We start from the raw sequence: 21,630 nt of genomic DNA on the forward strand, positions 1-21,630 counted from the left end.
GGCTCTCGGCGGTGACGCGGGCGCCGGCACCTTCTCCATACCGTCGCCTGGACGGCCCGATCGGGCCGCTCAGGAGGGGAGAAGCCCGTGTCCGTCGACTTACAGCCATCGGTGCGATCAGAACAAACCGCCCTATCTCGCACACGGGACGGCGCTGTCGACCTGGCGCGTGCATGGTGCCTCACGCTCGTCGTGGTGTTGCATGCACTCATGGTCGGCGTGTGGATCGGCACGGACGGCCCTGTGCTGCAGAACGCGCTCGAGGGCTGGGCGGGCTTCGCGCCGTTCACCTGGCTGGTGCAGATCATGCCGCTGTTCTTCGTGCTCGGCGGCTTCTCGGCCTTCACGCAATGGACTGCGCTGCGCGACCGCGGCACGACGGCGTCCGAGTACGTCGGGATGCGCATGCGCAGACTGCTCCGTCCGGCCGTCGCGGCCATCGGAGCGATGGTGGTCGTGCTAGCCGTTCTGAGCATCCTGCACGTTCCGGCCGACATCGTGGCCGTCGCCGGCTTCCGGCTCAGCCAACCGCTGTGGTTCCTCGGCATGTACGCCCTCACCACGTCGCTCGTGCCTCTGATGGTCTCAGCGCATCGACGCGCGCCTATCGCCACGGTGTGTGCAATCGGGCTCGCCGCGGTCGGGGTCGACATTGCGAGGGCATCAACGGGCGTAGCGGCCGTCGGCTATCTCAACCTCGGGTTCGTGTGGCTGCTGGTGCAGCAGCTCGGGTTCTGGCTTGCCGACGGCCGGATGCCGCGTTCCAGAATGCGTCTCTGGATGCTCGCCGCCGGTGCCTTCGGATCACTCGCGATCCTCTGCAGCACTGGGGCGTACTCGTTCGACCTGCTGGCAGATCTCAACCCGCCATGCGGTGCCCTCGTGTTGCTCGGCGTGGGCCAGCTGGCCCTGTTCGACCTTGCACGTCCGACTCTGCGCAGCCTGCACGCCGTGCGCATCGTGAATAGGGTCAGCACCTGGATCAACGCCCGCGCGATGACGATCTACCTCTGGCACATGCTCGTGCTCGTGCTCCTGGCCGGCACGCTTCTCCTCACCGGCGATGGCCTGCCGGTTCCGCTCGATGCCGCATGGTGGACGACGCGACCGATCTGGCTCGCCTGCGTGACCGCTGCTGTCGCGCTGGTGACGCGAGCCGTGGGGCGCTGGGAAGTGAAGCAGACGCCGGCGTTAAACGCGGAGCGGAGCACGGGTCCCCTGGCGGCATACATGTCGACCGTGCTCACGACCAGCGGCGTAGTGATCCTTCTCGCGACGGGCATCACCGTGGTCGGAGGAGTCGTGGGTCTCGCCAGCATCGCCGCCGCGCTCGCCATGGTTACACGACGACCGGACGCCAACGGCATACCTGTCCCGAGGCTCAGCTCCGTTGCGGCGTCAGCTGCGGAATGAGCTCGTCGAGCACGTCGACCGTGTGTTCCCAGCCTGTGACGGCGAGCGTCGGCACCCCCAAGGCGAGCACGGGGTAGTCGTTGCCGTCCGGATCGAGGCGGTCCCCGATGAAAAGCATCTCGGTGAGGCGGATGCCGGTCAGCTCGGAGAGCCGTCCGATGCCGTACGCCTTGTCTATGCCGCGCCGGGTGATGTCGACCGATGTGGATCCACCCGAGCGCACCTCGAGGCCAGGCAGCAGTTCCTGCACTGCGGCCCGCAGGGTGTTCTTCTTCTCACCTGTCGGGTCCCAGGCGGCCTTCCGATCGATGGGAGCGGACTGGCCCAGAGCCGAGAACGTGATCTGCGAACCCCGGTCCTCGAGGATCGCACCCCACGTGTTCTCCTCCCAGTAGCCGAGGCGACGGGCCTCCGACTCGACGGCGGCCAGCGCCTGCGCCTTCTCGTCGTCGCTGAGGTCCTGCGCGTAGACCTTCGTCCAGGCACCGTCGACGAACCGGTAGTACTGGGTGCCGCACGTCGGCATCAGGTGCAGCCGCTCGAGAGCGGAGGGGGAGGCATCCGTCAGCCTGTCGATCACCTGCTTCGAGAACTGTCCGAACTGTCCGCCGGAGATGACGCACACCGGCACGACGTCGAGCAGCGCGGTGAGGCGCTCGGCCATCGACGGGTCGAGCGGCGACTTGGATGGCGCGAGCGTGTCGTCGAGGTCGAAGGCGACAAGGTGGGGCTGATTGCTGATCGAAGGCATGGGTCCTGAACGGTCGGGCACGTCGTGCCGGGACGGATGGATGGTCACAGTTCGGCGTGCAAGCGCCACACCTGTTCGGCCGAAGCCCGCCAGCTGAACGCCGCGGCTCGGTCTGTGCCGGCGAAATGTAGTCGTTCCCGGAGGGTGTCGTCGGCCAACACCGAATCGATCGCCTCAGCGAGCCGTGCCGGATAGCCTGCGGCGTCGTCCTTCGGGACCGTGACTCCGGCGCCGAACGCGACCTCGCTCACGGCGGGATCGTCGGAGTGCACCACGGGGGTGCCGAAACGCATCGCCTCGATGACCGGCAGGCCGAAGCCGGACGACAGATTCGGGTACACGAAGACCGCCGCGCGGCTGAGCACGACGGCGAGGTCCGGATCGCCAAGGGTGCCGAGGGCACGCACGCGTCCTTCGGGCAGCCCGGCCTCCATGGCCACGGTCGACACGTGCTCGCCATGGAACTCCTCGGGCCCGACGACCACGAGAGGCAGACCGGCAACGGACGGATGCGCCATTGCCGAGATCAACGGGCGGAGACCCTTTCGCGGATCAAGGCTGGAGACCGTGGCGATGTAGCTTTCGGGCAGACGAAGAGCTTCGGCACGGGCATCCGCGTCCGAGGGAACGCGAAGTGTTTCGGAGGGGGCGCCGCCGATCACCCGGATGCGGTCGCCGAGCTTCGCCACATCGTCCAGCTGCTCCGCGACGGCATGCGTCGGCACCACGACGGCCTCGGCGAACTTGCGGGCCCGCTTCACCATCGCCTTCTGCCATGCCGCTTCGACCACACCGACCGATTCCGGCGACGTCCACGCGGAGACGTCGTGCACGGTTACGGTCGTTTGATCCAGCGACTCCGTCGCGTCGTGCTTGAAGAGCGGGGCGAGCAGGCTCGGGGCATGGATGAGTCCGCCGCCGAGAGGGAGCTTCACACCCATCTGCCAGGCCAGCGCGAGTTCGCGCGATCCGACCGGCAGCGCGTGGACGCCTACCAGGCCCGGCAGGAGTTGTTGCAAGAGGCGGCGGTCCGTCTCGCCTCGCGCGGCGACGATCCCCTCGACGACGCAGCCACGCGGGGCCGTGGCGATCAGCTGGCGCGTTAGTTCGAGGCTGTACCGGGAGATGCCGTCTGGCACGTCCGTGAGCACATCGTCAACGATCACCCGCAGGGTTGTCATCGAATGCCTTTCGGTCGAACGCCTCCGCCAACGCTTCTCGCCAGTCTCGCATCATGGGGAGTCCGGCTGCACGCCAGGCCTCATGGCCGAGCACGGAGTACGCAGGGCGCGCGGCGGGCCGTACGAACTCCGCACTGGTGGTGGGCTGCACTCGCGCCGGATCGAGGCCGGCTCGTTCGAAGACTTCGCGTGCGAAGCCGAACCACGTCGTCTCACCGCTGGCGGTGCCGTGGTAGACGCCGGAGGCGGCGCTCGAATCGGCAAGGCGCAGGAGCTGTTCGGCGAGGTCGGCGGTCCACGTCGGCTGACCGCGCTGGTCGTCCACCACGGTCACCGTCTCGTGCGTAGCGGCCAGGCGCAGCATCGTCTTGGCGAAGTTCGGCCCGTGCTCCCCGTAGAGCCAGGCCGTGCGCACGATGTACGTGCCCTCCGGATGCGCCGAAATCGCGAGTTCCTCGCCGGCGGCCTTCGTGCGTCCGTATGCGTTGAGGGGATCGCGTGCCGCGTCCTCGGCGTAGGGTGCACTCGCGTCGCCCTTGAAGACGTAGTCCGTCGAGATGGTGACGAGCTTCGCGCCGGCTGCCCGGGCCGCGACGGCGAGATTCTCCGTGCCCAGCGCGTTCACGGCGTACGCGGCATCTTCGTGCGATTCCGCGTCATCCACCTTCGTGTAGGCCGAGGCGTTGAACACGATGTCGTGCCCGCTCACCGCGTTGCGCACGGCGTCGCGATCCGTGACGTCGAGCTCCGCTCGGGACAGCGCGGTGACCTCACGTCCGGCGAGCACGGCCTGCAGGTCGCGGCCGAGCATTCCGGATGCCCCGGTGATCAGGTAACGCATGATTACTGTCCCTGCGCCGCGTATCGGTCCTCGGTCGCCTGCTTCTGCGGGCCCCACCAGTCCTCATGGTCTTTGTACCACTGGATCGTCGCGGCGAGCCCGGCCGCGAAGTCGCCGTATCGAGGCGTCCAGCCGAGTTCCGAACGGAGCTTCGTGGAGTCGATCGCGTAGCGCAGGTCGTGGCCGGGCCGGTCGGCGACGAGGTCGTAGGCATCCGTCGGGTGCCCCAGCTCAGTGAGGATCAACTCGACGACCTGCTTGTTGTTCTTCTCACCGTCGGCCCCGATGAGGTACGTCTCACCGATGCGGCCCTTCTCGAGGATGGTGAGGACGGCGGAGGAGTGGTCGTCGGCGTGGATCCAGTCGCGCACGTTCTCGCCCGTGCCGTACAGCTTGGGGCGCTCGCCGCGCAGCACATTGGTGATCTGGCGCGGGATGAACTTCTCCACGTGCTGATATGGCCCGTAGTTGTTGGAGCAGTTCGAGATCGTCGCCTTCACGCCGAACGAGCGCACCCAGGCGTGTACCAGCAGGTCGCTGCCCGCCTTCGTCGAGGAATACGGGCTCGACGGGTTGTACGGCGTCGACTCGGTGAACCGGGCCGGATCGTCGAGTTCGAGGTCTCCGTAGACCTCGTCGGTGGAGATGTGGTGGAACCGCGTGCCGTGACGGCGAGCAGCCTCGAGCAGCGTGAACGTGCCGACCAGGTTGGTGTGAACGAAAGGCCCCGGCTCGGCGAGCGAGTTGTCGTTGTGGCTCTCCGCCGCGTAGTGCACGACGGCATCGTGTTTGGCAAGGAGATGATCGACCAGTTCTGCGTCCGCGATGTCGCCCTTGACGAACGTGAAACGGTTCTCCGGGAGCCCGTCCAGGGATGCGAGGTTGCCGGCATAGGTGAGCTTGTCGAGCACCGTGACGTCGTGATCGGTGTTGTCGAGCAGATAGTGGACGAAGTTCGAGCCGATGAAACCGGCGCCGCCGGTGACGAGGATCTTCATGGGTGCGCGATTGCCTTCTTGTCGTCAAGAGCGCGGATCAGTCTAGCGATGCGCGATCGATAGACTCGCCGCATGCTCATTCGCGAGCTCAATGTGCCCGACGCGTACGAGATCACACCAGTGCAGCACCGCGACGATCGCGGCGCCTTTCTGGAGTGGTACCGATTCGACAGGCTCGAGGAGACAGTCGGCCACGCACTCGACTTGAAGCAGGCGAATACGTCCGTGTCCCGCAGGGGGTCGGTGCGAGGCATCCACTTCGCCGACATCCCCCCGGGGCAGGCGAAGTACGTCACGTGTACCCGCGGCGCTGTGCTCGATTTCGCCGTGGACATCCGAACTGGGTCGCCGGTGTTCGGTGCTTGGGACACGGTGCTCCTCGACGATGTCGACCGTCGGGCCATATATCTCGCGGAGGGACTCGGGCATTGCTTCGTCGCCCTAACCGACAAGGCGACCGTCAGTTACTTGGTGACGGATGTGTACGACCCGGCACGTGAGCACGGCATCAACCCGCTCGACCCCGAGCTCGCACTGGGATTCCCCCTCGACGCCGCGGAACTGCTGCTTTCGCCGAAGGACACGGATGCACCAACGCTCGACGAGGCGCGCGAGCGAGGTCTGCTGCCGGACTATGCCGCCGCCCAGTCGTTCTCGGCGGCACCGAACGGAGCCGAGTGACGTGCGTGGGATCATTCTCGCTGGCGGATCGGGAACGCGGCTTTGGCCGATCACCAAGGCGATCTCCAAGCAGCTCATGCCCATCTACGACAAGCCGATGATCTACTACCCGTTGTCGACGCTCATGATGGCCGGTATTCGTGAGATCCTCGTCATCACCACACCTGAGTACAACGGGCAGTTCGAAGCGCTGCTCGGTGACGGATCGCCGTATGGCCTCCATCTCGAGTACGCCGTGCAGGCCTCACCCGACGGTCTCGCCCAGGCCTTCATCATCGGCGAAGACTTCATCGGTGACGAGTCCGTCGCGCTCGTGCTCGGCGACAACATCTTTCACGGCACTGGGCTCGGCACCGCGCTGCAACGGGTGACGGATGATCGGGGAGCCACGATCTTCGCGTACCACGTGAGCAACCCGCACGCATACGGGGTCGTCGAGTTCGACCGCGACTTCAACGCCGTATCGATCGAGGAGAAGCCCGCGCAACCGAAGAGCAACTACGCGGTGCCGGGCCTCTACTTCTACGACAACGACGTTGTCGATATTGCGAAATCGATCACGCCCAGCGCTCGGGGCGAGCTTGAGATCTCTACCGTGAACGAACGGTATCTGGAGGCGGGCGAGCTGCGGGTCAGGGTGCTCGACAGAGGAACCGCGTGGCTCGATACCGGAACCGTCGAGTCGATGATGCAGGCATCGGAATACGTTCGCGTCATCGAAGACCGCCAGGGAACCAAGATCGGTTGCATCGAAGAGGTCGCATGGCGAGCCGGTTGGATCGACTCCGCGCAGCTCCGGGCGCTGGCCGAGCCGCTCGTCAAGAGCGGATATGGCGCCTACCTCGAGGGCCTGATCTCCGGCTGACGTCACCCGATCTCACGGGAGCGGCAGAATCCGGCTGATAAAGTCGAGAGTCAGCCACGTCACCCGCTGCTGGGGCGCTTCATGTCGAGCGCGCCAGAATGAGGAATCTGCATGTCCCCTGATAGGCAAACTGTCAGCCTGGTGTTTCCAGCCTTCAACGAGATTGAATCCGTCGGAGAAATCGTCGACTTCGCGCGACAGATCCGTGCTCGCCACCCCGAGTATGATTTCCAACTCGTCGTCGTAGACGACGGTTCGAGCGACGGGACTGCCGATGCGCTGGAACAGCTGGTGACACCCGACGACAATGCCAGGATCGTCCGACTTTCTCGCAACTTCGGCTCCCATGCCGCCATCTCGGCAGGATTCTCCCTTGCATCAGGAGACGCAGCGCTGACGCTCAGCGCTGACAGGCAGGAGCCGATCGAGGCGATCGACCAGTTCCTCGCAGAGTGGGAATCCGGAGCCGAGATCGTTTGGGGTCTTCGGTCCGTTCGGGCGACAAAAGCGGGGGCGCAAGAGACCTTTGCAACGACGTTCTCGAAGATGTACCAGAGGTTCTCCGATGTCCCGAGCTACCCCAGTGAGGGTCCGTCACAGATACTCGTCGCTCGCGGCGCACTTGACGCACTGAACTTGATGCCCGAGGCGAACCGCAACGTCCTCGCTATGGCCGCTTGGACCGGGTTCGAGCAGCGCCGGATCTACTTCGAGCAATTGCCGAGGCCGCATGGTGTGAGCAAATGGACTTCGAAGAAGAAGATCAAGCTGGTTGTCGACTCGTTCGTGGAGTTCTCGCACGCACCCTTGCAGTGGGTGGCCGTATGCGGCGTTGTGTGTGCGCTGATCGGTGTGCTTCTGCTGATCGTTGCGCTGATCCTGCTGTTCATACCGGCATCGAGCGGATCTGGGGTTGCGTTGATTGCCGGTCTCGTGGTCGGGATGGGCGGTGCGAACCTCGTAGGCCTTGGAGTGGTGGGCGAGTACGTGTGGCGAGCGGGTGACGACGCGCGTCGTCGTCCGGTCTTCATCGTCAGTCGTGTCTACGACTCGCTGGACTGAAACGAATGAAGGGAAATATGAAGAACGTTCCGTTGGGGCAACCCACAGTCGGCGATGAAGAACTGGCCGCTGTCAAAGCGGTTTTCGAATCCGGGTGGCTGTCGGGAGCTGGGCCGGCATGCCAGGCGTTCGAGGCCGAATTCGCCGCCGCAGTCGGGGCTACCGGTGCGGTGGCCACCTCGAACTGTGGCTCGGCACTCCACCTCGCGCAGCTTGTTCTCGGAGCGGGTGCGGGCGACGAGGTCATCGTCGCCGACTACACGTTCCCGGCGACCGGTCACTCCGTGATGTGGGCGGGAGCCACTCCGGTCTTCGCAGACGTGCGACCGGACATCTGGACCATCGACCCGGCATCTGTCGAAGACAAGATCACCTCGAAGGCGGTCGGGATCATCGCCGTCGACTCCTTCGGCCAGCCTGCCGACTACGATGAGCTCCGTGCGATCGCGGACCGGCACAAGCTATGGCTGATCGAGGACGCGGCCTGCGCATCCGGCGCCACGTATCACGGGCGACCGGCGGGAAGCCTGGCCGACGTCGCCGCGTTCAGCTTCCACGGCCGCAAGGGCATCACCGCGGGCGAAGGCGGCGCTCTCGTCAGCGCGGATGCCTCGCTCGTCGCCCACGCTCGCAAGCTGCACACCTACGGCATCTCACCCGCGATCACCCGTGCGAACTCGACGGACCTGCCTGTGCCGTCGTTCGACGAGCTGGGCTACAACTACCGCATGTCCGACGTGCAGGCGGCGATCATGCGCGAGCAGCTGAAGCGCATGCCGCAGCTGCTCGAGGCGAGGAGCCGTGCGGCGGACCGTTACGCAGAGCTGCTGGGCGATGTCGAGCTGCTGACTCTTCCGATCGCCCTCGACGATCGCACCCACCCGTGGCAGTCCTACGTGATCGGACTCGACCCGTCCCTGGATCGCGGCGCTGTCGCACATCTGCTTCGTGAGCGCGGCGTGGGGTGCAACTTCGGAACCTACGCCAGCCACGTGCAGCCGCTGTACGGCGACCAGCCGGACCTGCCCGTTTCGCGTCGGCTCTTCGACCGGCACCTAGCGATTCCGATGCACGCCAACCTGGCCGACGACGACATCGAGTACGTCGCAACCACGGTGCGCGATGTCGTGTCTGCCCGTGAGACGCAGGCCGCCTGACGCACGATGCAGCTCATTCACGCAACAACGAAAGAAGAATCAATCAGATGACCGAGAAGAAGACCGTATTCGTCACCGGAGGTGCCGGCTTCATCGGCCTGCACGTCGTGCCGATGCTCCTGGAGCGCGACTGGAAGGTGCGCATCTTCGACAACATGGTGCGCGGTGACCGCGACAAGGCGAACGAACTCGCTAACGAGTTCGACGTGGATGTCGTGGACCAGGACGTGCGTTCGGGCGCTGCCGTCGCCGCGGCGATGAAGGGCTCGTCACGAGTTGTGCACCTCGCAGCTGACTCGATCAACAAGTCTGTTGCAGACACGTACAGCTCGATCGACATCAACATGGTCGGATCGCACAACGTCTTCGCCAGCGCCGCCGAGCAAGGCATCGAGCGCGTGGTGTACGCTTCCAGCGCGTCGGTCTACGGCGACCCGCAGAAGCTGCCGATGAACGAAGACGACGAGCTCAATCCCCTCACGCCGTACTGCATCGGCAAGCGCACGGGGGAGGACCTGTTGGGTTACTATCAGCGCAAGTCGGGGTTGTCCTGGATCGCCCTGCGCTTCTTCAACGTGTACGGACCGGGTCAGAAGACCACCGCGTACTACACGTCGGTGATCAACCACTTCGTCAACCGCCTGCGCACGGGGCAGCCGCCTGTCATCGACGGCAAGGGCGAGCAGTCCATGGACTTCATCCACGTACACGACATCGCACGCGCGGTGACACTCGCGGTCGAGGCGGAGCAGGCGAACATGGCCATCAATGTCGGAACCGGCATCTCGACGAGCGTTGCGCAACTCGCGCACATCCTCATCGACGCGATCGGTGCTGACGTCGAGCCCATCTTCAACCCTCGCGATGTGCTGGTGAGCCGTCGGGCGGCCGACATCACGCGGGCCAAGGAGGTGCTCGGTTTCGAGTATTCGATTCCGGTGGAGCAGGGCATGTCCGACCTCATCCGCTACGAAGCAGCGGTAGCCGCAGCCTGACGATGCCGGCAGAACCTGGCCGGCTTCCGGCGAATCCGTACAATGAGCACGCGTGGATCGTCGGCGAGCCGGAGGTTGGTGAGGGCACCTGGATCGGTGCCTTCACCGTCATCGATGCCTCCGGCGGGCTGACGATCGGGAGCGGCTGCGATATCTCCTCAGGCGTCCACATCTACACGCACTCCTCGGCGCGGCGCTGCGTTTCCGGTCGCGGGTTTAACGAGGTGGAGCGCCAGAGCGTCAGCATTGGCGACCGGGTCTTTATCGGTGCCAACGCGGTCGTGATGATGGGTGTCACGATCGGGGACGAAGCGGTGATCGGTGCCGGCGCGGTTGTCACGAAGGACGTGCCGGCGCGCACGGTCGTGGCGGGCGTTCCCGCACGGCGGGTTGCGACCGTCGACCTCGAGAACGGGACGCGGCCGGAATTCCCGCCGCTCTGATTCCGGCCGTACTCAGCGACCTCGAAATGACGAGGGTCCGAGCCAATGCTCGGGCCCTCGTCCATTCATTCTGTCAGGCGGCCTCTGGGCGCGCCCTCAACGCTCTTTCGACGATGCGATGCGCGGGAAGGTATGACTCGCGCTCGGCGTCCGCATCGATCTCCCCGCGGAGCAAAGAGACAAACCGTGCGAACTGCGTTGCCAGCGGTTCGCGTCCGGTGATCTCCGGAACCTCCATCTCTGTCGCCTGCCGGAATCCCGCGCCACCGACCTCGTCGGACTCGATGACGGTGTGGCGGTAAGCGGTCACGCCGCGACGAAGCAGATCGATCTCGACCATCCGATCGAGTGTCTGGATCACCATGGTGCGCACCTTGCGCTGGCTCAGCCTGCTCGCCGACGCCGATCCCAGTGCGCCACTCGAGAAGCCGAGCGACACCTCGATGACATCCTCTGCGCCAGGGACTGAACTCGGGTGGAATCGGCCGGTCTCCATTCGCACGGTGTCAGGGGATGCACCGCCGAAGAGCTGCGCGATCAGATCCACATCGTGCACGAGCAGGTCCCACGCCACGCCGGTCTTGATGCGCGGCACATAGGGGGAGTGCCGATCGGCCCGCACGTAGACCGGGTCGGTGACCATTCTGTGTGCGACCATGATCGCCGGGTTGTATCGCTCGAGGAACCCGCACATCAGGGGAAGGCCGGCGCGCGCGGCGGCGTCCGTGATCTCGAGTGTCTGCTCAAGCGACGGACAGATCGGCTTCTCGATCAGCAGAGGCTTCCCCATCGCGATGACGTTGCTCGCAATGCTGAAGTGGTGCTCGGTGGACGCGGCGACGACGACGGCGTCCGCGCCGGCCACCGCATCCAGCTCGGGCGACCAGGTCGCTCCGGTCGCCTCGGCGACGGGTTCGGCCGCCTCCCGAACCGGGTCGATGATCGTGACCAGGTCGGCCGCATCGCTCTCCGAGATGATGCGGGCGTGATTACGGCCCATCGAGCCGGCACCGATGAGCGCGACCTTCACTCGTCCGGTCATCGCAGAGCTCCGCGAACTGCCTCCGCGATGATGTCGAGGTCGTGCTCTTCCAGGTACTGGTGCACGGGCAGCGAGACACACCGCTTCGCGATCGACTCGGCCACCGGGTTCGATCCGACGAGCACGCGTGGGTGCTCCCGATACGCCGCATAGTCGTAGACCGGCTTCGGGTAGTAGATTCCGCTTCCCACGTCGGACTGGGTGAGGGAAGCGATGAAGGAGTCACGGTCGACACCATCAGGCAGAAGAATCGTGTATTGGTGCCACACGTGCTTCCTGCCGGGAAGCTGGGTCGGGAGCGTGACGCCTTCGAGTCCTTTCAGCCGCTTGCTCAGTCCTTCCGCGTTCCGACGCCGACAGGCGAGCTGCTGGTCGTATTCGGCCAGCTGCGGCAGCACGACGGCGGCCTGAAGGTCCGTGAGTCGGTAGTTGTGCCCGGGCAGCACGTAGTTGTAGCGCTCCCGCATGCCCTGGTTACGCAGCAACCGGAGAGTGGTGGCGATCTCGTCATCGTTGGTCGTGATGATCCCGCCCTCGCCGGTGGTGAGGTTCTTCGTGGCATAGAACGAGAAACATCCGGCAGCGCCGAAGGTGCCGACGCACTGACCCGAATACGTCGCACCGTGGGCCTGAGCCGCGTCCTCGATGATCGCGACGCCGTGCAGGGACGCCGTCGCGGCGAGCGGAGCCATGTCCGCCGATTGGCCGTAGAGGTGCACGGGCATCAGCACCTTCGTGCGATCCGTGATCTGCGCGTCGACGGCCTGCGGGTCAAGGCCGAAGTCCGCCTCGAGAACATCGGCGAATCGAACGGTGGCTCCGGCCTCGAGCGCTGCATTGATCGTCGCAATGAACGTGAACGGGCTGGTGACCACCTCGTCGCCGGGCTCGAGGTTCTGGGTCTGCAAGGCGGCGACGAGGGCTGTCGTTCCGTTGTTCACCGCCACCGCGTGCCGCGCCCCCGTGAGCGACGCGAATTCCTCCTCGAACCGTGCGACGACGGGTCCCTGTGCGATGATGCCGGAGCGGATCACCGAGAGCACGCTCTCCTCGACCTCTTGACCCAGACGAACGGTGGAGATGGGAATCAAGTCCGGTCCTTTCTGCGAAGACTTCGGCGCCGAACTTCAGGCGCACCGATGTCCAATGCTAATGGTCGCGAGGATCGTGTCCGAGGTGTCTATCAGGTGCCGTCCAAAGTTGCCGGTAAAGTGGGACCGGTCGTGCACGGCCACTCGGGCTCGCGTGCGTCCCCCAAAGACTTTGATGAACGACCACTCTGCCTCCTTCCTTACGCGAGTCCGGCCCGCTCGATGTGGTGCGCGTGCCTTGCTCGCGGCCGGGCCGGCGGAATCGGTGAGCAAGCAGAGGATGCTGCATGGATGAGGCGATGACTGACGACACCCGACCGCCATCGCTGGACTCTTCGGCTCCAAGCTCATCGTCGCGCCGCGCGGCCGTCGTCAATGTGCTTCGCTGGGTCCTCCTTGCCCTCGTGATCGCCGCCGCCGTGTGGCAGCTCGCCGTCAACTGGACGACTGTCATCCACACGGTCGGCTCCCTGCAATGGCACCGGACGCTGCTCTCATTCCTCTTCGTGCTGGCGGGTGTGGCATGCGGAACGATGAGCTGGCAAGTGCTCGTCGACGGGCTCGGCGTGCCCATCGGTATCGGCCGCGGGGCCCAGATCTTCCTCGTCGGTCAGCTCGGCAAGTACCTCCCGGGTTCCGTGTGGGCCTATGTGCTGCAGATCGAGTTGGGCCGGAAAGCCGGGCTGGCCCGAGCGCGCGTCTTCGCGGCGACGCTCTTTTCTGTCGTCGTCGCAGTCGTCGCAGCCCTGCTTGCAGGGTCCCTCGCCGTACCGCAGCTGACGGCGGATGACTCCGGACTGTCGTGGCTGCCCTGGCTCTACCTGGTTCTCCCGTTCGCGCTGATCCTGCTGTACCCGCCGGCGCTGACCGCGCTCGTCCGCTTCGGTTTCAAGATCCTGCGTCGCCCGCGGCCCGACCATCCGGTCACGTTCTGGGTGGTCGTGCAGTCCGTGCTATGGGCGCTCGGGTCCTATATCTCATACGGTGCGCACCTCTGGCTTCTGGGCGACACGCATCACGGGTTGACCTTGGGGCCGCTCGGACTCTGCATCGGAACGATGGCGCTCGGGATGCTTGCAGGCATCGTGGGCTTCCTCCTTCCGGCAGGCGTCGGTGCTCGTGAGCTCGTGATCATCGCGGCGCTCAGCCCGCTGGTGGGGATCGGCCAGGCGACGGCCTACGCAGCCGTGTCACGGCTCATGTTCATCGCATCAGACCTGCTTTCCGCGGGTGGTGCTGCAGGGATCGCCGTCATCGCGCGCCGCCGCAAAGGGGCGTACCACGGCGACGTCGACCTCATCCCGTAGGCCGAGCACCCTCGGATGCGCTGGGCAAGCGCGTCGAATCACTAGTGAAGGAGTAGAGCGCGCGTGGCACGTGTGGTCGTCGTGGGTTCCGGGATCGTCGGATTGGCTGTGGCCCGAGAACTGTCGATGAAGGGCGACTCCATCATGGTCATCGAGAAAGAGGCGGACCTGGCGCGCCACCAGACAGGTCGCAACTCCGGTGTCATCCATTCCGGCATCTACTACAAGCCTGGAAGCTACAAGGCCACCATGTGCACGGCGGGCGCGCTGTCGATGAAGGAGTACGCGGCCGAACACGATGTCGCGTGCGAGACCCCAGGCAAGCTCATCATCGCCACGACCGCTGCCGAGATTCCGCAACTGGCCGTTCTCGAGGAACGAGGCAAGGGAAACGGGGTGCCTGTCCGGCGAGTCACTGCCGCCGAGGCACGTGAGTACGAACCGAACGTGAGATGCCTCGCCGCCCTGCGCGTCGAGTCGACCGGAATCGTCGACTACGTGGGCATCTGTCGCGCCATGGCCGCAGAGATAGTGGCGGCCGGAGGTGAGCTCCGATTCTCCGAGAGGTTCATCGGCGCCGAGCAGAGTGGTGCCCGACTGAGGGTGCGAACCTCGCGTGACGAGTTCGAGGCCGACTTCCTCGTGAACTGCGCCGGCCTGCAGAGCGACAAGGTCGCGCGCGCGTGCGGCCTCAAGCCGGACCTGAGGATCATCCCATTCCGTGGCGAGTACTTCGAACTCGCGGGGGCCAAGGCGTCCATGGTGAACGGGCTGATCTACCCGGTTCCTGATCCGAACTTTCCATTCCTGGGCGTACACCTCACGAAGATGATCGGGGGAGGTGTTCACGTCGGACCGAACGCGGTGTTCGCGATGGCGCGTGAGGGCTACCGCTGGCGTGATGTGAACGTCAGGGATGTCTGGGACTCCGCCACCTGGCCGGGACTCTGGGTCCTCGGCGCGAAGAACGCGAAGGCGGGAATGTCGGAATTCGGGCGCAGCGTCATGAAGAGCAAGTTCGCCAAGAGCCTCGACGTGATGGTGCCTGGCATCGATGCCCGGGATCTTCAACGCGCGCCGGCCGGAGTGCGTGCCCAGGCCATGCGCAGCAACGGCGTCCTCGTGGACGACTTCGCCATCCTCCGCGGCAGCAGGCAGATCCACGTGCTCAATGCGCCGTCCCCTGCCGCGACAGCCTCCCTGGAGATCGCGAAGCACATCCGTTCTGAGATCGATGAGATGAGCCGATGACCGCACCAGCCACCGTCGTTCCTCCTCAGCCCGAAACTCGCAACGAGTCCGATCGGACGGCGCCGCGGCGTGGGTGGCTCCGAGCGCTTCCCGTGCTGTCGGCGCTCGTCACCGTTCTGATCGGTGCATTGCTGCCCCTGCTGCGAGTTGCGAACTTCTATTACTGGGATGACTCCGCTGCCGTGGCGATGCCGGTGTGGCAGCGCATCGGCAGTGCAGTCCTCTCAGGGCAGGCACCGTTCCTCTATCTCGACATGTGGCGCGGCGGCAATCTGATAGCCGAAGCTGCGACGGGCATGTGGAACCCCGTCATGGTCGCACTCATGGTCATCACCCATCCCATCGACGACGTCGGACTGGCCATCGGTATCGCGAAGATCGCGCTGTTCCTGATCATGGCCGGCGGCGTATACCTGCTGGCGCGTTCCTACCGGGCCAAGCCATGGCTGGCGGCGATCGCCGGCGCGGTCATTCCGCTGAGTGGCTGGGCCCTGTTCATGAACGGCACGGCGTGGATCAACGAGACTGCGATCAACGCCTTTCTTCCGTGGGCGTGGTGGGCGCTGCGCTGGGCCGTCAGGAAACGGGGTCGCGGCTGGAGCATCCCGTTGGCGGCGGTTATGGGATATCTGACCTTCTCTGTCGGCGATCCGTACGGCCTGCTCGCTCTCGCGTTCGTCTTCGCCGCCGTTGGCATCGAGGTCCTCATCCGCCGCAGCTATCGCGATCTATGGTGGCTCTTGTCGCTGGGCGTAGGCATGGTGCTACTAGCCGTTGTGGTGTTCCTGCCTTTCGTTTTCACGGCCTCCGTTGGGGTCCGCGTCGATTCCGGGATCTGGAACGATGAGTTCCTCAGTCCGAACCTCAGCGACCTGTTCGGGCTCAGTGCACCCACCTTCAAGCCATATATTCACGCGTTCGGGCTGCCCAATCTGACCTTCCCCGGGCTTTACCTTGCCTGGTTCGTCTTGCCGATCCTCCCCTGGCTGCGATGGCGACCAATTGGTGGCTGGAGACCGTTCGCGGGCATCCTGGTCTTCACCGGCGTCTACCTCCTTCTCGTGCTCGGTCCTTCGCAACTCGGCATGTTCAGGTGGCCCGCACGACTCATTCCGTTCCTCTACTTGGGACTCATGATCATTCTGGTCATGCTCATGTCGTCAGGGTTGCGTCGTGACAGGCCCAGGTTGCGTGGTGCCATCTCAGGCGCGATCATCTTGCTGGGCGCCTGGCTGGCGTACTCGGACATGCCGTATCTGTGGAAGTGGCACGCGCTAACCGCTGTGCTCATCGCTGTGTTCCTGTGGTTATACCTGCGGTGGGGCAACCTCCAAGCGCGCGGGTACGTCATCCTGGCTCTGACCAGCTTGGCCATGCTTGGCGCCCAGGTCATCATTACGCCAGGCAACGGGAACGTTGCAGATTACGACTTCCCTCGCTCTCGGTCGGCGATGGTGGAGGACTTCGCAAAGTACAAGGGCCTCACCGTACAGATCGCCGATTTCATGGCAATGCCGAAGAACCTGACGCCTGACAAAGCGTGGACCAGCATGCTCGGCGGCAGCCTGTACTCGGTGGCGGGCGTGGAATCCACGAACGCCTATACCGGAATCGGCTACAACAAGATGGACAACACGCTGTGCATGTCGTACAACGGTGGCACGTGTTCCAAAGCGTGGGATGCCCTCTGGCACAAAGAACCAGATGGTCACACGCTGGCTGACCTCATGAACGCCCAAACGGTGGTCGTGGAGCGCAACTTCACCAACGACCACAAGGTGCCAGCGGGCTGGAGCGTGCAAAGTCGCAACAAATGGGTCACCGTCTATCACCGGAACGCGCCGCTTGCCCATCCGAATGGGAGGGTGAGCGCAGCGGATGGCGTTACCGTCACGTCGGACGTCGACAGTGGCAATATGCACGAGTCAGTGGGGGTGCGGGCCTCCTCGAATGGCGGAACGCTCACGTTCGCGCGACTGGCGTGGCCGGGCTATTCCGCCAACTTGAACGGCAAGTCCGTGCCGGTGAAGACGGGACCGGCCGGCCTCGTCGTCGTCGATCTTCCCCCGGGCGAATCGGGCAAGCTTGCCCTGACATTCACACCGCCTGGCCTGTATGCCGGTCTGGTCGCCGCCGGAGCGGGAATCGTGTTGATCGTCGTGATCACCGTCCTGCGGACCCGCAGACGTGAGAAGGCGCAGGCCCTGTAGTCCCCACCGGGACGCGGCTGCGCTGGCGGGTCAGGCTTCCGTCAGAACGCCGTCGACCTCGACGTAGAGGTCGCCGGTCACCGGACACTTCCAGCGATCATCGGTGAGCTCGAGCGGCACGCCCGCTTTGCCGACCCACCGAATCCGGCGAGCGGGCACGCCGGCGACGAGCGCAAAATCCGGAACGTCTTTGGTGACGACCGCGCCCGCCGCGACGGTCGCCCAACGGCCGATCGTCACCGGCGCGATGCAGACCGCTCTAGCTCCCACGGAAGCGCCCTCCTGGATGGTCACGCCGACGGGTGTCCAGTCATGCGCGTCTTTCAATGACCCGTTTGGCGTGACGGCACGCGGATAGGTGTCGTTCGTGAGCACGACGGCGGGGCCGATGAACACGCCGTCGCCGAGCAAGGCCGGCTCGTACACGAGCGCATAGTTCTGCAGCTTGCAGTTGTCGCCGAGCTGCACTCCGGTCCCCACATAGGCGCCTCGTCCGATGATGCAGTCGACGCCTATCTGCGCGTGCTCACGCACCTGCGCCAGGTGCCACACTTTCGTCCCTTCGCCGATGGCGGCGTCCGGCGAAACGTCGGCTCCGGGTGCGATGAATACCATGCTTTGCATCCTTCCTCAGCTGCGAGAGGGCTGTGGCGACTGCGCCGAAGCCTTTCCACTGGTCGCGGCCGACGAATTCGAGTCGGACGAGGTGCTCTCGATGGTGGCCCTCCACCGCTCGATCGAGGTGATGCGCGGTAGCGCGGCGCGGTACTCACTCGCCAGGCGATCCCACTCTCGGCGGTACCGCAGATTGAGGCGGATCGCATCGCGCAGGAGCTTGCGGAACTTCCGGGGATCGCGCACATGCCACGTGGCACCGGAGCCCTCGGCCCGGCTGATGAGAACGCTGTCCCAGTTCGGTACCTCGAACCAGCGTGCGTCCTGGAACATGAGATGGCCATGTGGCGCTCCGACGTCGGTCGTCACTTTCCGGCTGTGTCGTGCGATCTGACGCAGCAGCCAAACGCCGAAGCCGACGCCGTGCGGACCCGGATCCGACTTGCCGGTCGTGACCGACATGATCTCCCGAGCGGGAAAGTGCGGGATCTTCTCCGCATCTTTGATGATGGTCGATTCCTGGAAGTGCTTGCCCAGGTCGCGCACGCGTGGAAGCCGATCGAGCATGTCGTGCTGAAGCTGGTCGGGTCCTTTGAACACGTTGCGGATCGCCTCCATACGCATGGCCACCGTGTAGTAGTCCATGGTCAGGAGGTTCTTCACGTCGCCGGCGAGGTTGGATCGCCAAAGCTTGCCGCCGCGCTTCTCCGGAGAGTGGAGGAGTGCGGTGACGAGACGGTTGCGGGCATGGAAGAACGCCTGCCAATCGTGCGAATCGTCCTTATCGACCCAGGACACGTGCCAGATGGCTGCGCCGGGGAAGCTGACGGTCGGGACTCCGTGCTGTCGTGCCCGGAGCGAATACTCGGCGTCGTCCCACTTGATGAACGCGGGCAGCGCGAGCCCGACCTGTTTGATCGTGGAGACGGGGATGAGTGACATCCACCAGCCGTTGTAGTCGACGTCGTATCGGCGATGCAGCCAGGTGGTCTGTCGGAGGTTGGACCCGCCCAGGTCGTGCCCTCCCGGGGTGAAGGGGCCCCACATGAACGGACGCCAGTGGATGCCCTCCGCATAGGCGTGCAACCTCGCCTTGTCGTACATATCGAAGAAGTGCCCTCCGACAATGGCCGGTTTCGTGCAGTGATTGGCGAACACAACGAGGCGTCTGATGCTTTCCGGCTCCACCTCGACATCGTCGTCGAGCAGAATCACATAGTCGGATTCACCGCGGTCCACTACCTCGAGCATCCCGCGCGAAAAGCCGCCCGAGCCGCCGATGTTCGCCTGCTCGATGACGGTGAGCTTGCCCTGCAGGCTCTCCTCCGCGGCAGCGAACCCCTGGGCCTCAACGATCTTCTCTGATCCCTGGTCGACGACGATGACACGGTCGAGTACTTCCCGTGTCTCGTCGTCACTGCCGATCTCGGTGAGAAGTGTCGTGCAATATTCTCTCCGGTTGAGGGTGGTGATTGAGACCGTTGCTGTTCCGGCGGTGACCGGCTCGAGATCCGCGGGCGCCAGCCAGTCAGCCTGCAGGAGCTCGAGTTCATCGTCGAGCGAGTACAGGTCGAACCACAGCCATCCGCCATCGAGGAAGGACACGAGGGGAATACGGAAGGTCGAAGTGACCTCGGAACCCTTGAGCACCTCGGTGGCGTCGACACGCTGCACGACCGCTCGAGCATTGGATCGGAACAGCACAATCTCGCCGGGACCGCGAGTTGTCACTCTCAGCACGACTTCGCGGAGTCCGGTCCACGCCTTCCAGTAGCTGGCGGGGAAGGCGTTGAAGTACGTTGCGAGGGACACTTTCTCGAAGGGGGGCAGTGCCAAGCCCCTGCGGCCGCGCAGCCAGGCGAGTCCGCCCCTGTCGGTCAGTCGAGAGGCCAGGAGGTTGCCTCCTGGGTCGAAGACACCGCGCATCTTGGCCAGCGTGTCCTTCTCGCTGTCTGGAATGTATGACCAGCCCCACGTTTCGGGATCGAGATAGAGGGGAAGTGCCTTGGGATCACCGTGCTCCGGGAATATCACCCGCTGAAGTACCGTACCGGAGTCCGTATTGCTCACATTGTCATCCATTCGCTCATTCATCCCCGTCATCGTCAGTTCGTCAGCCCTCGTTGGAGCGCATGATCTCCACCGCCTCATGGGAGGGCCCGTCGAACACCATGCGGCCCTTCCGCAAAAGGATGCCGCGCTCGCACAGGTCGGCGACCATGTCAAGGTCGTGGCTCACGACGACCAGGGTCTTGCCATTCGCGTGCAACTCGCGGATCTTGGCCAGGCACTTGCGCTGGAACGGCTCGTCGCCGACGGAGAGGATCTCGTCGACCAAGAGGATGTCCACCTCGGTGTGAATGGCCACGGAGAACGCCAGGCGCAGGAACATGCCCGATGAGTAGTGCTTGACCTCGGTGTCGATGAAGGCCTCAATCTCTGAGAACTCGACGATCTCGTCGAAGCGCGCCTCGATCTCCTTGCGGGACATGCCGAGGATGGCAGCGTTGAGGAACACGTTCTCCCGACCCGAGAGGTCGGGATGGAATCCGGCTCCGACCTCGATCAGACCCGCAACCCGACCACGCGTGAGTACCTGACCACCATCTGGCTGGAACACGCCGGAGACGAGCTTGAGCATCGTTGACTTGCCGGAGCCGTTGAACCCCAAGAGCGCCACCGACTCGCCCTCGCCGATGGAGAAGGACACCTGGTCGAGCGCGTTGAACGTCGAGGAGATCTGCTTGCGCCGGATCGCAGCGATGAAGGTCTCTTTCAGTGAGTGGGTGTGTCGGAGCTTGAATGTCTTCCGCACCTCGTCGACGACGATCCTGGCATCGGCCGCGGGCTCAGAGGTCCTGGGCAAAACGACCCTCCAACCGGCGGAAGAGGAACTGACCGGCAACGATCACGATGGCGGAGATCAGGAGCGCGATCAGTGCGTGCATGGTGATGCTGGACGGCATGGGGGAGGAACCACTCGTGGTGGGGAACCAGAACGACGCGTGGAACATCTCGACGGCCGCGGTCAGAGGATTGATCTGGTAGATGAACATCAGCCAGGGCGGCAGCACCTTCGCCACCATCTGCCACTGGTAGAGCACCGGGGAGGCCCAGGTCGCGACGAGCACGATCAGCTCGACGAAGTTCTGCGCATCGCGGAAAAGCACGTTCACGGAGCCGAACAGCATGCCGAGCCCTGTGGCGAACAGCAGGATGATGACGGTGCCGAGAATGAACGCGAGAGCCTGGATGAGATCCGGATGCCATCCCACAACGAGGCACACGCCGAAGAGCACCACGATCTGCGGAAGGAAGTTCACGAATGCGACGAGAGTGGACGCGACAGGAAACATCTCCCGCGGGAGATAGATCTTCTTGATCAGCGGAGCGTTGTCGACGAGAGACCGTGTGCCGTTGCTGAAGGCCTCGCTGAAGAGGTTCACCACCACGAGACCGCTGAACATGTAGATCGGGTAGTTGGCGATGCTCTTGTTCTGCTGTAGGAAGATGCCGAGCGCGATGAAGAAGACGGCGAACTGCGTCAGCGGCTTGACATACGACCACAGCCAGCCGAGCACGGATCCCCTGTAGCGCACGCGGACCTCTTTGCGCACGAGGAGACCGAGGAGGTACCGGCGCTTGACGACGTCGAAGAGTCCGGCACCGTGTCCGGGCTGTACGAACTCGCCGCGCGCGGTTTCTGCGAGTGTGCGGCTCACGACGC

The 21,630-nt window shown here is 64.6% G+C and carries 20 protein-coding genes; 10 read left to right on the forward strand and 10 right to left on the reverse strand.

Annotation, left to right across the window (positions count from 1 at the left end; all coding sequences use genetic code 11):
* Positions 1 to 111: 111 nt before the first annotated feature.
* Complete coding sequence (locus tag ACTHNC_RS02760) at positions 112 to 1,413, forward strand: acyltransferase family protein (RefSeq protein ID WP_440293107.1); 1,302 nt, start codon at positions 112 to 114, stop codon at positions 1,411 to 1,413.
* Here ACTHNC_RS02760 and ACTHNC_RS02765 read toward each other — a convergent pair.
* The 4 genes from ACTHNC_RS02765 to rfbB are packed head-to-tail and all read right to left on the reverse strand — an operon-like array spanning position 1,382 to position 5,184.
* Positions 1,382 to 2,164: an HAD-IIB family hydrolase gene (locus tag ACTHNC_RS02765; RefSeq protein WP_440293065.1), complete on the reverse strand. Its 783-nt coding sequence runs from the start codon at positions 2,162 to 2,164 to the stop codon at positions 1,382 to 1,384. The two genes, ACTHNC_RS02760 and ACTHNC_RS02765, sit on opposite strands and share 32 nt — an antisense overlap.
* Positions 2,165 to 2,208: 44 nt before the next feature.
* Positions 2,209 to 3,345 carry a glycosyltransferase family 4 protein gene (locus ACTHNC_RS02770; protein WP_440293066.1) on the reverse strand — a complete coding sequence of 379 codons (1,137 nt, stop codon included), beginning with the start codon at positions 3,343 to 3,345 and terminating at the stop codon, positions 2,209 to 2,211.
* A complete protein-coding gene (rfbD, locus tag ACTHNC_RS02775; RefSeq protein WP_440293067.1) occupies positions 3,320 to 4,186 on the reverse strand; it encodes a dTDP-4-dehydrorhamnose reductase in 867 nt (288 codons plus the stop codon). The genes ACTHNC_RS02770 and rfbD overlap by 26 nt, the downstream gene beginning before the upstream one ends.
* A gap of 2 nt (positions 4,187 to 4,188) precedes the next feature.
* Complete coding sequence (gene rfbB, locus ACTHNC_RS02780) at positions 4,189 to 5,184, reverse strand: dTDP-glucose 4,6-dehydratase (protein WP_440293068.1); 996 nt, start codon at positions 5,182 to 5,184, stop codon at positions 4,189 to 4,191.
* 72 nt (positions 5,185 to 5,256) lie between these two features.
* On the opposite strand from rfbB, the gene ACTHNC_RS02785 reads away from it, so the two are divergent.
* The 6 genes from ACTHNC_RS02785 (at position 5,257) to ACTHNC_RS02810 (ending at position 10,387) form a co-directional block, all read left to right on the forward strand.
* Positions 5,257 to 5,865, forward strand: coding sequence for a dTDP-4-dehydrorhamnose 3,5-epimerase family protein (locus tag ACTHNC_RS02785; RefSeq protein ID WP_440293069.1), 609 nt, complete (start codon positions 5,257 to 5,259; stop codon positions 5,863 to 5,865).
* A 1-nt stretch (position 5,866) separates the two neighbouring features.
* Positions 5,867 to 6,730: a glucose-1-phosphate thymidylyltransferase RfbA gene (gene rfbA, locus ACTHNC_RS02790; protein ID WP_440293070.1), complete on the forward strand. Its 864-nt coding sequence runs from the start codon at positions 5,867 to 5,869 to the stop codon at positions 6,728 to 6,730.
* A gap of 111 nt (positions 6,731 to 6,841) precedes the next feature.
* A complete protein-coding gene (locus ACTHNC_RS02795; RefSeq protein ID WP_440293071.1) occupies positions 6,842 to 7,792 on the forward strand; it encodes a glycosyltransferase family 2 protein in 951 nt (316 codons plus the stop codon).
* 32 nt (positions 7,793 to 7,824) lie between these two features.
* A complete protein-coding gene (locus tag ACTHNC_RS02800; RefSeq protein ID WP_440293072.1) occupies positions 7,825 to 8,949 on the forward strand; it encodes a DegT/DnrJ/EryC1/StrS family aminotransferase in 1,125 nt (374 codons plus the stop codon).
* Positions 8,950 to 8,996: 47 nt separating this feature from the next.
* On the forward strand, positions 8,997 to 9,944 hold the full coding sequence (locus ACTHNC_RS02805; RefSeq protein ID WP_440293073.1) for an NAD-dependent epimerase/dehydratase family protein: 948 nt from the start codon (positions 8,997 to 8,999) through the stop codon (positions 9,942 to 9,944).
* Between the two features lie 2 nt (positions 9,945 to 9,946).
* On the forward strand, positions 9,947 to 10,387 hold the full coding sequence (locus ACTHNC_RS02810; protein WP_440293074.1) for an acyltransferase: 441 nt from the start codon (positions 9,947 to 9,949) through the stop codon (positions 10,385 to 10,387).
* A 73-nt stretch (positions 10,388 to 10,460) separates the two neighbouring features.
* Here ACTHNC_RS02810 and ACTHNC_RS02815 read toward each other — a convergent pair whose 3' ends face one another.
* Together ACTHNC_RS02815 and ACTHNC_RS02820 are read right to left on the reverse strand one after the other, a co-directional pair.
* Positions 10,461 to 11,429, reverse strand: a complete 969-nt coding sequence (locus ACTHNC_RS02815) for a Gfo/Idh/MocA family protein (protein WP_440293075.1) — start codon at positions 11,427 to 11,429, stop codon at positions 10,461 to 10,463.
* Complete coding sequence (locus ACTHNC_RS02820) at positions 11,426 to 12,520, reverse strand: DegT/DnrJ/EryC1/StrS family aminotransferase (RefSeq protein ID WP_440293076.1); 1,095 nt, start codon at positions 12,518 to 12,520, stop codon at positions 11,426 to 11,428. Before ACTHNC_RS02820 ends, ACTHNC_RS02815 begins: the two co-directional genes overlap by 4 nt.
* Positions 12,521 to 12,819: 299 nt before the next feature.
* Here ACTHNC_RS02820 and ACTHNC_RS02825 point away from each other — a divergent pair, with 299 nt between their 5' ends.
* The 3 genes from ACTHNC_RS02825 (at position 12,820) to ACTHNC_RS02835 (ending at position 17,288) form a co-directional block, all read left to right on the forward strand.
* The gene (locus tag ACTHNC_RS02825; protein ID WP_440293077.1) at positions 12,820 to 13,827 is read left to right on the forward strand and encodes a lysylphosphatidylglycerol synthase domain-containing protein; all 1,008 of its coding nucleotides are present in this window, start codon (positions 12,820 to 12,822) and stop codon (positions 13,825 to 13,827) included.
* Positions 13,828 to 13,890: 63 nt separating this feature from the next.
* Positions 13,891 to 15,078: an L-2-hydroxyglutarate oxidase gene (gene lhgO / locus ACTHNC_RS02830; protein WP_440293078.1), complete on the forward strand. Its 1,188-nt coding sequence runs from the start codon at positions 13,891 to 13,893 to the stop codon at positions 15,076 to 15,078.
* A complete protein-coding gene (locus tag ACTHNC_RS02835; RefSeq protein WP_440293079.1) occupies positions 15,075 to 17,288 on the forward strand; it encodes a hypothetical protein in 2,214 nt (737 codons plus the stop codon). The genes lhgO and ACTHNC_RS02835 overlap by 4 nt, the downstream gene beginning before the upstream one ends.
* A gap of 30 nt (positions 17,289 to 17,318) precedes the next feature.
* On the opposite strand, the gene ACTHNC_RS02840 is transcribed toward ACTHNC_RS02835, so the two are convergent.
* From ACTHNC_RS02840 to ACTHNC_RS02855, 4 genes are read right to left on the reverse strand one after another with little or no spacing between them, the layout of a single operon-like run.
* Positions 17,319 to 17,903, reverse strand: coding sequence for an acyltransferase (locus ACTHNC_RS02840; RefSeq protein ID WP_440293080.1), 585 nt, complete (start codon positions 17,901 to 17,903; stop codon positions 17,319 to 17,321).
* A 15-nt stretch (positions 17,904 to 17,918) separates the two neighbouring features.
* Positions 17,919 to 19,973, reverse strand: coding sequence for a glycosyltransferase (locus ACTHNC_RS02845; protein WP_440293081.1), 2,055 nt, complete (start codon positions 19,971 to 19,973; stop codon positions 17,919 to 17,921).
* 43 nt (positions 19,974 to 20,016) lie between these two features.
* A complete protein-coding gene (locus tag ACTHNC_RS02850) occupies positions 20,017 to 20,769 on the reverse strand; it encodes an ABC transporter ATP-binding protein (RefSeq protein WP_440293082.1) in 753 nt (250 codons plus the stop codon).
* The gene (locus ACTHNC_RS02855) at positions 20,753 to 21,625 is read right to left on the reverse strand and encodes an ABC transporter permease (RefSeq protein ID WP_440293083.1); all 873 of its coding nucleotides are present in this window, start codon (positions 21,623 to 21,625) and stop codon (positions 20,753 to 20,755) included. Before ACTHNC_RS02855 ends, ACTHNC_RS02850 begins: the two co-directional genes overlap by 17 nt.
* Positions 21,626 to 21,630 lie beyond the last annotated feature (5 nt).

This window comes from Humibacter sp., assembly GCF_051954055.1.
GTDB lineage: Bacteria > Actinomycetota > Actinomycetes > Actinomycetales > Microbacteriaceae > Humibacter.